The organism is Pseudomonas sp. Con_6 (genome assembly GCF_059379395.1).
Genome location: NZ_CM182011.1, coordinates 3,569,580 through 3,582,385, shown reverse-complemented (window position 1 = coordinate 3,582,385; position 12,806 = coordinate 3,569,580). Strand labels below are relative to the sequence as shown.

4 protein-coding genes are annotated in these 12,806 nt (G+C 56.4%); 2 read left to right on the top strand and 2 right to left on the bottom strand.

What is annotated here, in order from left to right; genetic code table 11:
- Positions 1 to 129: 129 nt before the first annotated feature.
- Together AC5QPF_RS15885 and AC5QPF_RS15880 are read right to left on the bottom strand one after the other, a co-directional pair.
- The gene (locus AC5QPF_RS15885) at positions 130 to 5,586 is read right to left on the bottom strand and encodes a WGR domain-containing protein (protein ID WP_494958801.1); all 5,457 of its coding nucleotides are present in this window, start codon (positions 5,584 to 5,586) and stop codon (positions 130 to 132) included.
- Positions 5,574 to 6,776, bottom strand: coding sequence for a M48 family metalloprotease (locus AC5QPF_RS15880; RefSeq protein WP_494958800.1), 1,203 nt, complete (start codon positions 6,774 to 6,776; stop codon positions 5,574 to 5,576). The genes AC5QPF_RS15885 and AC5QPF_RS15880 overlap by 13 nt, the downstream gene beginning before the upstream one ends.
- Before the next feature lie 661 nt (positions 6,777 to 7,437).
- On the opposite strand from AC5QPF_RS15880, the gene AC5QPF_RS15875 reads away from it, so the two are divergent.
- Positions 7,438 to 11,088, top strand: a complete 3,651-nt coding sequence (locus AC5QPF_RS15875; RefSeq protein ID WP_494958799.1) for a YobI family P-loop NTPase — start codon at positions 7,438 to 7,440, stop codon at positions 11,086 to 11,088.
- Between the two features lie 306 nt (positions 11,089 to 11,394).
- Positions 11,395 to 12,411, top strand: coding sequence for a hypothetical protein (locus AC5QPF_RS15870; RefSeq protein WP_494958798.1), 1,017 nt, complete (start codon positions 11,395 to 11,397; stop codon positions 12,409 to 12,411).
- Positions 12,412 to 12,806 lie beyond the last annotated feature (395 nt).

Genomic DNA, 12,806 nt, shown 5'->3' with positions numbered 1-12,806 from the left:
TCGGCCTGCCCACAGGCGAAAATTGATGTTCATGAGAGACAGCTCTCTAGGGGGCTACCCCCTTTTTCGGATCGCTGCAGCGCGTTCAGATTGAACGCGCTTGTCTGATTCATGCTGGACCGACTCAGTTCACCCCGGGGTGATTGAACCCGACTGCTCTTGATACCCTTTGCGCAGTTTCTCCGCGATCAGCTTTTCCGCTTCACGCAACGCACGTTCAGGGCTGTCGAGGGACTTGATCAAGGTCTGCCCCTTGGTGCCGACACGGCCGAAATTCAACGTCACCTCCGCCTCCTCGACGCCGATACGCCAGAATTTGTTGGAGTTGCCTTCACCAAAGGTGAACTCGCGCATCAAGGGTGACGCCTCTGTGGTGACTGGCCGTTCGGCCTCGATCTCGACGGTGTCCGCTACCTGTTCCGGTTCTGGCAACACAGGGGTCTCCTCACCCCGCAGGAGCGTTTCGATGCGATTAAGTACGTCCTCTGGATCGCGCAGCCAGTCATGGCTAAGCACGTCGATGATTTTCCAACCGAAACTGCGCAGTACCGTCGGGCGGAAGATGTAACGCTCACGCACGTCAGTGGCCGCTGCGGTGTTGCCGTCCAGCAGTACGCCGAGGCTGAAGTGTTCGCCGCTGGCGTCACTGATCGCCAGGTCACAACGGAACTGCGAACGCCCGACATATTCCTGGACCGAATGCCCGCGTTTGCGCAACGCGGCGGCGAGGGCACTGCGCAAGTGGTCCTTGGGCAGGCTGACGGCAAAGGACTGCTTGGCGCCTGGATTGAGGTTGGCGAGGATACCCTGGGAGCGTGGCGCATCCCCAGTGGCACTGGCCTGGGCAAACTGCAGGAACGCACGCAATGCGGCAGCGCCATCGTTGTGGGTGTTGGTGATGGCCTCGGACTCAATGCTGGAGACGATCGCCATGCGCTTGCGGGCGCGACTGAAGATCACATTCAGGCGCTTTTCCCCTCCACGCTGGTTGATCGGGCCGAAGTTCATCAGCATCTTGCCGTTCGGTCCTGGCGCGTAGCAGATGCTCAGGATGATCACATCACGCTCATCGCCCTGGACATTTTCCAGGTTCTTGACGAACAGACCATTGAATTGCCCCGCATCCTCACGCACATACTCGCGCTCAAGCCGTGTGGCAAAGGCCGAGTCGCTACTGGCCAAGTCTTCCAGAGCCTGCTCGATGGCACCTTGCTGGGCCTCGGAAAACGCCACGATGCCCAGGCTCAGGCCAGTCTCGCGTTGCAGCAGCTCACGCACCAGATTGGCGATATAGCGTGCTTCGGCCAGGTTGCTGCGGCTGAGATAGACACCGTCGCTCATCTTCAAGAAGCTGATCGGGCTTTCCAGCAGCGTGTCGGCACCTTGGATCACGGCCTCGGTCTCCGTGGAGTCCAGCGCGGCGTGGGCCGGGGCAGGGCGCTCGATACGACGGTCGGGAATGGTGATCAACCGCCCTTCATAGAACGCTGCGTTGGAAAAACTGATTAATGCTTCGTGGCGGCTGCGGTAGTGCCAGGCCAACAGGGTCGCCGGCAGGTTACGCGCGGCTTGGCTGAGCAGGCTGTCGGCATCAAGGTTGATAGCGATCTGTTCGCCGTCTTCCATGGCAATCAGTTCGTTATCGTCCTGGTCGCCGGCGCTGGAGAAGAAGTTGGTCGGTGGCAACTGCATCTCGTCCCCCACCACAATCACCTGCTGCGCACGGCTCAGGGCCGGCACGGCTTCTTCGCTGGGGATCTGGCTGGCTTCGTCGAAAATCACCACGTCAAACAGGTCTGGCGTCAATGGCAGGGTGTCGGACACTGACAGCGGGCTCATCAACCAGATGGGCTTGAGGTCGTTGATCACCCGGCCACTGTCACCACTGGCCATTTCACGAATGGAGCGATAGCGCATGGTCTTGCCCAACTCACGCTCCAGTTCACGGCGACCCTTGGCGTAGGCCTTCTTGAACTCTCGGGCCTGGGCGTCCAGTTGCGTCACCGACATCGCCGATTGCTTCACATGCTCCAGAAAACGCTGGTGCAGCGTGGCGCTGAGTACGTGAGCGTTGCTTTTGAGCAGGTTGCTTTCTGCCTGGCTGACCTGGCGCGCAGCCAAACTCAAGGCCGGGCCATCGAAGCGGGCCAGCTGAGGATTGGCGCGGTACAGGCGGGCCAGGTTTTCCTGGGCAATCAAGCCATCCAGTGCTCGTTGCGCCAAGGCGTACTGTTGCACGACCGCCAGGCAGACAGGATCGGCCTGGTGCAGCTCATTGAGCAGGGGCAGGGTGTCGGGCAGTTCGTCGAGTTCTTCACGCAGATCGCGCAGGTATTCCGCCAACTCGCCCAGGCTTGGCGCGGGGTCGAACACACAATATTGTGCGACCAGCTCGGCCAGGCGCACCAACGGCTGACGTAGGCTGGCTTCCTGGCGCACGCGGGGGAGGGCGTCCGGGTTACCCCGCAAGCTCTCGACCCACTGGCGCAACAGCGGTGATGCGCTGAGTTGCTGGAGCAGGGCTTGCAGGTTATGCACGAACAGGTCGATGTCCGGGATGCCATAACGGCCTTGCAGGCGTTGCTGCTCGGCGTGCAATTCGGCCGTGGCGCGGTGCTCGCCCGCCAGGTTATCGAGCACACTGCGCAAACTCGGGCGAATCGCATGCTGGCTGAAGTCGTAGCGTCGTCGCAATTCACCGCGTAGTCGCCACCAGGCGGGTTGTAGCCAACGCAGCGGCGAGCCTTCCAGCCGCTGTGCCAGCTCGAGGGCCGCCAGGGTGTCTTGCATCGCAAGTTTTTCATGCCAGTGGTGGGTGGATTCGCGGGCGTTGTGTTGCCGCACGGCCAGTGCCTGCAACGCGGCCTGTTCGGCATGCAGCGCTTGAGAGCCTGATGAACCTGGCTCCAGCAGATCGAGGTGCGCGGCCAGGTTGGCGCTGGTCAGCTGCTCGGCGGCCTGGCTCAGTGCGCATGCATCTGCCAAGCGAGTGTTCCCGGACAGCAGGCTCGATGATGACTCCAGAAACAGCTCGACACTGTCCATCAACCCACTGGCTTCATCCAGGAACGCCTTGAGTTGACCGTACGCATGTTCATGGGTGATCAGGCTTGAGGCCAAATGGCTGAAAGGATGACGTGCAAAGCTGTCGAGACCGAAACGCTCTTTGATCGCCTGATACACGCGGCCGGTCAGCTCGCTTTGGGCCTGCCAATGACGCCACTCGGGCAGACGCTCCAAGGCTTCGGGTGGCAGCTCGGCAACCACGGGCGGCAGCTCGATCAGATGGCGCACCAGTTCGCGCACCGAGCATGCCAAAGACTCCGGCACGCCCGTCATGGCCTGTTCAAAACGCTCGATCAAGCCCAGCTGTTGGCTCAGGCCGGCCAGTAAGGTGTCGCGCCGCGCTTGCAACTGCGGCGACTGGGCATCGCCGGCGATCCAACGCTCATAGCACTCGCGCAGGTTACCCACGAAGGCTTTCTTATCGGTCTGGGAGTCATGGATCAGGCAGCACAAGTCGCCCAGCTCACTTTGTTGCAGGCGATGGAATACCACGTCCAGCGCCGCACGTTTCTCACAGACAAACAGCACTCGCAGGCCGCGACCGGCATAGTCCGCGATCAGGTTGGTGATGGTCTGGGATTTGCCCGTGCCCGGCGGCCCCTGAATAATGAAGTTGCGCCCGGTGCGGGCCAGGCTGACGGCAGCATTTTGTGTCGCGTCGCCGGCCACCACGTTCCACTGTTCGGGTAGTGGGATAGGGTCGGGGGCCTGGACCTCGACGTCCCGAGGCTCGATGGAGAACATCCGGTCAAACGCTTCGTTCTGCGCCGGTTCGTCGATCAACTGCGCATAGTCACGCACCAGCGACATTTTGCGATAGTTGAAGTTGGCCAGGGTCACCTGGGTCAGGTCGATGTCCCAGGCGTAGCGATGACCCTGGTTCTCGGGCAAGGCGAAGGTACTGTTTTCGGCGTTGCTCGCAACCATCTGAGGATGTTGATTGCGCAGCACAGGTTTGGCGCCTACGGCCAGGCGCAGCGGCAACTCACTGGGCAGGACCTTCTGCTGGAACCATTGCAGTCCCAGCGGACGGAAATCTTCGCGGTCGTAGCTGAAATCCGGTTTCACCAAAGGTGTCGACAAGCGCTGGCGGGCACGACGGCGCTGGAAGTGGTGCAGATGCTGCACGGCCTTCTGGTGGATCAGCTCGATTTGCGGTTTGCTTTGCAGGCGTAGCTCGACGCCGGGCTCGGTCAGTTTGATCTGGCGTGCAATATCGGCGTGGATGTCTTCCAGCGAAGTCTTTTGCAGGTCGACGGTTTCCGGCAATTGGATATCGTAGAGCTGACGCAGTTGATGGCGCAGTACCGGGTTGAATTCGGCCTCGGTTTCGTCGCACTGCAACACGAACTGGTCACGCACGCCTTTCTTGCGACTCAACTCCACTGGAAGCCAAAGCAGCGGGGTGACGATGCGTTCTTCAGGCGTGTCCTTGAGGTTGTGCCAGCGCATGAAGGCCACCACCAGGCGCAGGTTGCTGAAACCGAACTCGGCGCGGTCGCGGCGGGTTTCCTGGATGATGCGCTCCAGCGACGCCTGCAACCAAGTCTGGTCTTCAAAGCGCAGCCACTGTTGCAAGCCAACGGGCTTGCCGCTCAGCACTTGCTCGGAGAATCCGCCGAAGGTCGGCTGCCAGGTGCACAGCGCTTCGGGCCGGATGCTTTCAATGCGCATCACCAACGGCACGCTGGCCACGGTCAAGTTGACGTTGGCCTGGGTCGACCGGAAATACAGCAGGCGATTGCGCCGCGAAAGGTCAAACAAGCGGTTGCGCAGATGTTCCAGCACCACCGTACGACGCGACGCCGGGCCTTCAGCCTGGGCTAACACACGCTCGACATCCAGGCTGGCCGGCTGTTCGCGCCAGGACTCCAGACGCCGCGCCAGCGAGCCCACATCCGTGGCACGTTCGTGGCGATTGAGCTCCGTCATCTCGACGATCAGGTTGGCCAGCACCGGGTTGAGCCGGCCATTGAGCTGGAACAGGTTGCGGCGGTGCCGTGCAAACGTCTTGAGGTCATTGATATCGGCAAAATCCAACCCACACGCCAGACACGCCAGCAACTGACCAAGCTGGAATATGTCGGTGATCTCATCGTGGTGCCCGAGGCGATGCTCCCAACTGTGCAGGTCCGGAAGGAACACCGGGTGGTCGATAGCCTGATGCAGATCCTCCTGGACCTGCAGGTCGGTAATGGCCACGCCACTCTCCGAATCCCGGGTCAGGCGGACTTTGCCGACGACGTTCAGGGCCGATTCCGGATTGGGCTGCACCTGCTTGATCGCTTCCAGCGACAGCCGCGGCAGCATACCCTCAGGATTACGCAGTTGCAGTGTGCGTTCCGGCCCTTGCAGCACATCGAGATAACCGAGCTGGGCGACACGTCCTAGCTCGTGAAGTTGTGCCACTTGACGTAGCAATGGCAGCGTCAGGAACAACACATCGTCGATGGGCACGGCGGCGCCATCGTGGCTCTGCAGTAATTGAGTGAACGTGACGGGTTGAATTACTGGGTCCATGTGTCGACCTCCGCTTTAAGCACGCGAACGAGCGGGTCGAGCTCACGTTTGGGTAATTTGATATCGCGCTTGAGCACGCTGATAAAGTCATCGGCGCTGCCGAGTTTCTTTGCCGTGCGCGTGGCATGCAGCAGAGCCTCATCCCTCAAGTCACGGTCCACCAGGCTCAGGTCGAGCATGATGAAGTGCAGGTATTCATGGATGCTGGTGTCGATGCGCTCGGCATTCAACGTCGTCAGGTCGAGTGGCGTTTCATTGTCTTTCCAGTCCGGGAAAAAACCGCGTACCTGATTGAGCACAACCTCTGATTGCAACACCGGGGAGCCGATGAAATGGGCCATAAAGCTGCGGGTGAGGGCGGTCAACTCGACCTGGTCGACCACATCCAAGCGATTAAGTGACAAGGGGCCGCGCAACCGGCGATCCAGCCAGCTATCCGTCTCCGGGAGTTGCTGCCACCAGCTGTCCACCGCCTGAGAGCGCAAAAACGTCTCCGGATGGGAAGCGCCCCGGGACAGCTGCGCATCCTTGCCATCCAGCTCGCGGGCCTGCTTCAAGTAACTAGCCGCATCGACGCTCACAATGCCGGTGTGAATCTTGACCAGCGAGGTAATCGACGCCTCCGACCCATTGGCCACCAGTGCTGCGCCGCGGTCGGCATAGATCTCAGTGTGCAGGCTATATAGACGTGCCGTCTGTTCCAGGCTGGGTGGCGTATTCACGTCGGCCATGGCGTGATTGAGAATACGCTCGGCGGTGAGAAAGTCGCCACGGTGTTCCGACCACAGTCGGTAATGAGCCAGCTCGTGCCCAAGCAATGCCAGCAGTTCCTGGGCGTCCAGACGCTCAAGAATCGGGCCATAAAACACCACATGCACCTCATCGGGCAGGTAATACAGGCTCGCGTTCATCGCACCGTCGCCAGCCTGGTAAAGGGTGGCGGGTGCCTTGATCTGCAAACACTGCAATGCGGTATCACAGGCCTGATAGGCCTGCGGATGGGTCTCGGGGCTCAAGCGATAGGTGTCACGCAGCAATTGCGCACGTACATCCTGGGCGTGTTCCTGCTGAACACCCAAGGACGAGGCCCATTCCCACACGGCAGGTTCATGGGCTTTCAGGTAGTCGACCACACGCTGGTGGTAAGGCAATGGCGTCAGGCTGCTGATATCCAGCGCACGGGTACTCATCGTGTTCAAACGTCCTTGAGAGGATATGGCTCCATACACTGCGTGGGCAGTAGAGACTGGGCTGGCATCCCGGTATCAGTGTTCGGCAATAAACGCGGAGCATACCTAGGAGGCGGGGAAAATACTTGTGAAAGTACATGTTTCATGGCTGATCGATCTGGACACCGCGGAGTTGGTAGAAAGGCTAGATACTTAAAGAACATAATTTAACAAGTGGGCGATGTCGAATGTCCATAAACGCGAAAAAAGCGCGAAATCACCAGCTCACAGCTCCTGAAATGAACTCATCTGTTCATCGATTGTTGTTCATAGATTTGGCTTTCCCGTCATTAGTCTCGTCACCCGTCCATCCAGGTATGGTTCAGCTATGTTCCACTTCAGCAAGAGGTGCGCTTACGTGGTGTTTCGTGACCGAATGTGGCATATAGCCTCTATGGATTTGTTGCAGCGTCAATGCTGCATCGACTGGACTATTAGCGGTCATTCGCCTGCTCAGCGGGACACGGAAGGCCATTGCATGAGATCGGGGTAGATGCTGGGAGCTAGCAAAAGTCTTCTAGGCTTGGCGTGGGAAGCAGTTGTGTTTGGAGGGAGAGCTGCGTGGAGGGTATTTTCTACCCGTCACAGGGGGGGGGATAACGTTGACCCGTTCTTTGAGCCCTTGACTCCCATTATTGTGACGGATGGCCGATCGGCCCGGTATGAGCGCGAGCTGCTTCATGCACTGGAAAACCCCGATGTTCTGAACATCGCGCTCACAGGTAGCTATGGCGCGGGTAAGAGCAGCGTGTTGAAGACATTCTTCAGCAATCATCCACAGTTCAACCACACCTATGTGTCCCTAGCGACCTTCAGCAAACCCACCTCGGGTTTGACACCTCAGCCGAGTGGCCAACCTTCCGACCCTGACTCGGAACCTGAGGGCCCGGCTGCTACTGGGGGCGAGCACAGACCAACCGATGTCGACCTGATCAATCGCATTGAAGAGACCATCGTCCAGCAACTGCTCTACGCGGTGCCCGCAGCGAAAGTGCCCAAGACTCGCCTGAAGCGGATAGCCCAAGCCTCAACCTTCAGTATCAGCATGCGCGCCCTCGGGTTTACTGTGCTTGCCGTCTGCGCCTTGAGGCTCTATGTACCCAAGCTTGCGATGATAAAAACCGTGTCGCTGGAATGGCTGATCCAGGGATTGATGGTTCTTCCCGAGTCTGCGGCATTGGCTGGTGTGGCCGTTGGTGCTGTCTATCTGTTGTATTCGGGGTTGAAGTTCATGTCCCTGTTCACCATCGATGGCCTGACCCTCAAGGGTGGCAAGCTTGAGGCGACTCATCATGGATCGGTGCTTCATAAAAACGTCGATGAGATCCTCTATTGCTTCGAGCGCAGTGATATCAGCGTAGTGGTCATTGAAGATCTGGATCGTTTCGACATCCAGGACATCTTCTTCAGGCTGCGAGAGATCAACTTCATCATCCAGCGATCACCTCAGGTTAGGCGTTCTGTCCATTTCGTCTACGCCATCCGTGATGAGCTGTTCACGGTCACTGACAAGACGAAATTCTTCGACCTCATCATCCCCATCATCCCTGTGATCAACTCCGAGAACTCCAGGGAAAAGCTGGTCGAGCTCATGAAGGCGCGCCAGGTGGCCGGCAAACCGCTCGATGATGGATTGAATCTCAAACTCATAGAGACGGTGTGCTACTACATCGACGAAATGCGGCTGATCAAGAATATCGTTAACGAGTATGACGTCTACGCGAATGTACTGGCTAACGACGGTCTGGAGCTGGATCCCAACAAGCTGTTTGCCATGGTTGCGATTCGAAACCTGCACCCTAATGCCTATGCGGACTTGGTCAAGCGGCGGGGCGCGATCTACGGCGTCGTTGATGGCTACGCAAAGTGGGTAAAAGCTCAAACAGAATTGCTCGATACGGAAGCTCAAGCGCTAAAGGATCAGCGTGCAGCACGTGAAGACGAGGTGGCCGAAAGCGTGGAGCATTTGCGAATGTCCGTCTGGTTTGAGATTTTGAAACTTGGCGGTAAACCCACTGCAAACCACGTTCGGCTAGATGGCGGGACTACCTTCACGCTATTGGACTTCGTATCTGACTCTGTGTTCGCCCAAGTAGTAGCATGCCGGAGCGTGCAACCTATGGTGTTTTCACACTGGCAGGATGTCGGACAAGCCGTCCTATCTAAACAGGCTCTGCAAGCAGCTCGTTACGATGAGCGCCTAGAACGCTTCCAGACCTCGCTTGATGAGCTGGATGAGCAGTTCGACACGAACCGAAGCAAGGTGCAGCGCCTCAAAACGGCTGGCTTCCGACAGACTGTATCCATGGGGTACGGCAATGAAGCTGCCAAGCGTCTGACGGGGTTGGAACTCATCGTCTTCTTGGTTCATCGCGGCTTCTTCGACACTGACTATGTCGATTACCTCGGCTATTTCTATGAGGGCTCACTCACCCAATCGGACAAGAACCTCATAATGGGAATGGGTCGGGGTGAGAAGTACGATGTAACCACCCCAATACATAATCCGGAGCTTGTGGTCAGAAAGCTGGATCTGGAGTCGGTAGATGGCGGGCGCGGAATCATGGTCGATCTCATCCATGAGCTACTACACACGCACAAGGATGACGCGGCTCCTAGGAAGGAAAAGCTCCGCTTAATCCTTCGAAGTGGTCATGATTACACAGAGCGTTTCGCCGAGGCTGTTGCATCAATTACCCCTCGGTTGCAGGCCACGGCGCTCATAAGATCCATTTATGACGCAGACCGCGACCTCATCCCTTTACTGCTTAACCATGATCGGTTTAAAGCACCCACCTTGAGGCAGCAGTTCCTCGTTGCGCTTCTGGATGTGCTGACACCCAAAGAGATGCAAACACTTGACGATAAGCCTCGCAGGCTACGGAAGGCCATCAGTGAGCTTCGTGAGGCATCGGTTGTCGCCGCGAAGATTGCGAGCAACCAGAGCGGATGGAGGTGGGTCAGGGAGCTGCCGGCGCAATTCTCGAACCTTGATTCGAGTGCCACGGCTGCAGATCTGCGCCAAATGGTAGAGTGGGGGTGTTTGGCACTGAACCTCAAAATGCTGCAGTTGCTCTGCCAGACACTGGATCCGGGTAATCAGAGCGACAGGGTAACGTACCAACGGCTCAGCAAGCTGGAAATTACTGGCCTGGACAGCATGATCGAGGAGGATCCGGACGGTTTTGTGGCGCAGCTCGTAAACCAAGATGGGGTGCTCGAAGAGACACCTGAATCGCTCGTGGCCTTACTCGGACTTTGCCAGAGCGAACCCTACACACTGGAGGTATTGCTCGAGAAGACAACTTGCAGCGTGACTGACCTTGACGCGGTACCGACCTCGTTATGGGCGAAGATCCTGATGGCGGGACGTGTTCACCCTGTTGGTGATGCGGCTTGGACTTGCTTCAATCGGGCGCTTGTAGCTGATAAAGAATCCGAAGACTTCGTCGATTTGGGTGAGTCGGCACTGGTTACATTCGTAGATTTCCTCAAGCACAACGCTCAAGACCTGGCTGAAGAATTATGGCAGGACGCGAATCGCAACGATGGCTTGCAGACTTTCCTCATTCGCGCGCCGCAAATCGACAATGCAACCCTTCGCACGCTTCTCTCGAAGGTCGTATTGAGCCCAGGCGTTGTCATGGACACCGCGACGCCTCGCAACCGGTGGATCATGTTCGTCAATAGTGACATGGTCGAGTACCGGGCAGACATCAGGGCGTTCATTGCCGAACATGCGTTCACGTATCTAGGCGCCTACCTCATCCGCCGGTGGAGCCTTGCCCGAGAACAGATGGACATGTCGGCATTACCGGTGTCGTTGGCCCTTGAGCTGAGCAAGGCAGAAGTGTGCTCGACAGCTGAAGATATCGAGATATGGTCGGGCATTCCTGGCGATGCCTATGACACATGCGAAGCTGCCGTTGAGGCATTGGCTAGGGTGTGTGATCGCGCAACACGTGATGGATTGCGATTCCCGGTGGCCTACCTTCCGACGATGCTGAGGCTGCTCCCGACTGGGGCGCTTTCTAGAGAGCAACGGATCAACATACTGATCCATGCTCTCTCAATGGGCTGCAGTTGGCTAGAAGTAGCTGAAGTGTTACCACTCGCGGGGGAGGAGTATCAGGCTTTACTCAAAAAGAGGCGCGTGAATTTCCCGGTTCATGATGTGGATCGCCGACTGATCGATGTACTTGCTGCAAGAGGTTTTGTGGGGGCCGTTAAACCTGAAGCCGAACGGATTGTGGTTTGGAGCAAACGTAATTGAGCCGTCATTTTATCGCTATTCCGTCCACCTTCGCATAAGCCTGGAGCTCGGTCGGTCTGTGAGGCTTGGAGTGTCTACGAAACCAGGGGCGATTCACCATATAGCCACTCCATTGCTGTCTCTGCTAACCTCGGCGCTCCAGCAGCAGGCCGTATAGACTATGAGCGGTGAGAAATCGACACTCTGGTGGCGTCCTAGAAATTTTTAAGCGCAGTCGGCTTTAACGGAAGAATTGTTGAGAAGCGATTTGAGCTAATCGCCATTGCGAGCGATGGATCGTATATTAAGCAACTATGAGGTCAGCGCGTGAAGCTCGGTAACAGTACAAGGAACCAGCATTTCCTATCGCAAACGGAGCAGCGATTGAATGCTATGAATCCGGCTGCACCGCAAAGCAAGCAGAAAATGTATTGCTTTGAAGTGCTGGATCGTGAAAAATTTATTGTTCGACCATTTGAGAAAAAAACTGTCAAAATCGAAAACACTCTATCTATAGATGACCTTTACAGCTTTCAGGTCGAGGATAAAGTGATACGCCACAATTTTGAAGAGATTTTCAAAAAATATGAAACTCAAATATCAGTCGCCACCAAAAGGCTAGAGAGATTCGCCGCCTCTTATCCTGAAGGCATCACGCAAGAAGACTACAAGTCTCTGAATAATGACCTTTTGTACATACTGATCACAAAGCAGTACAACTCATTCAGGAATCCTTATAACATTAAGAAAACCCTTCGAATTCTCCAGCAGTCAGAGTCACTTTGGCCACTAGACGGACGAATGTTCGAAATTTGTTTGAGAATAATAAGTGACAATAAACCTCACCAGCAGCACATTTGCAATCAGCTGGGAATTTCTAGTGACGATTACTGGAAGTGGCTGAAAGGGCTATTTTTTATCTCAATCGACATGGGAGGAGACGAGCCAAACCTATTTGACGGCATGATTAAGGAGTACTTCAAGGAGCCAAAATTCTTATGTAATTTTGAGATATACTTCTACGACGATGAGAGTACGAAAGGGCAAGTGTTACTGCCTGATACGGGCGCCATTGTACCCTCCTTGCACTTCCCTGCCTGGGTGCGGCACGGATTCAATCTATCGGCCAATTCGTTTCTTTACGTGGGTTTTACGCATATATCACAGCTCACTTCCGATCAAAATGAAATTAATAGTTTTGACAACAAAGGTAGGCGAAAGATTAGGTTGGTTAAAAATGAAGCATCCGCACTTCAAACATATAATAGTCAGTGCGTCGCGCAGGCTCGCCAATATGTCTATTGCGCATCGCCTCAACCTCTGGGAGTTGAAATATCAGGTTGAATTAGCACCCCGCGCATGGCGCGCTGGCCTTATTCGGAGAAAACATGCCACAGGAGTTGGCTGCCTTCCGTCGCGCCCAATGAAATTTCGCTGAGATGTCGTTTTCAGCTAGTCGTTCGAACACACCGGATGCTTTGAATGCCGTTACAGGTGCATACTTTTCCAGTGCATAGGCCACGAATGCTTTAGCGATTTGCACGAGGTCCGGATTCAGGTGGAGTGTATCCTAATCTATTTTCATAGCCTTTCCGCAGTCGTACCACGTCCAAACGCTCAATCGAGTATCGACATACCTTGGTTGGTCATTGGTGCGAGTTCGAATGGCAACATGGGCCGGTCCCTTGAACTCGTAGGCTGGAGGAGAGGAGCAGGGTGATGCTTCGTAAGCGCTCCAT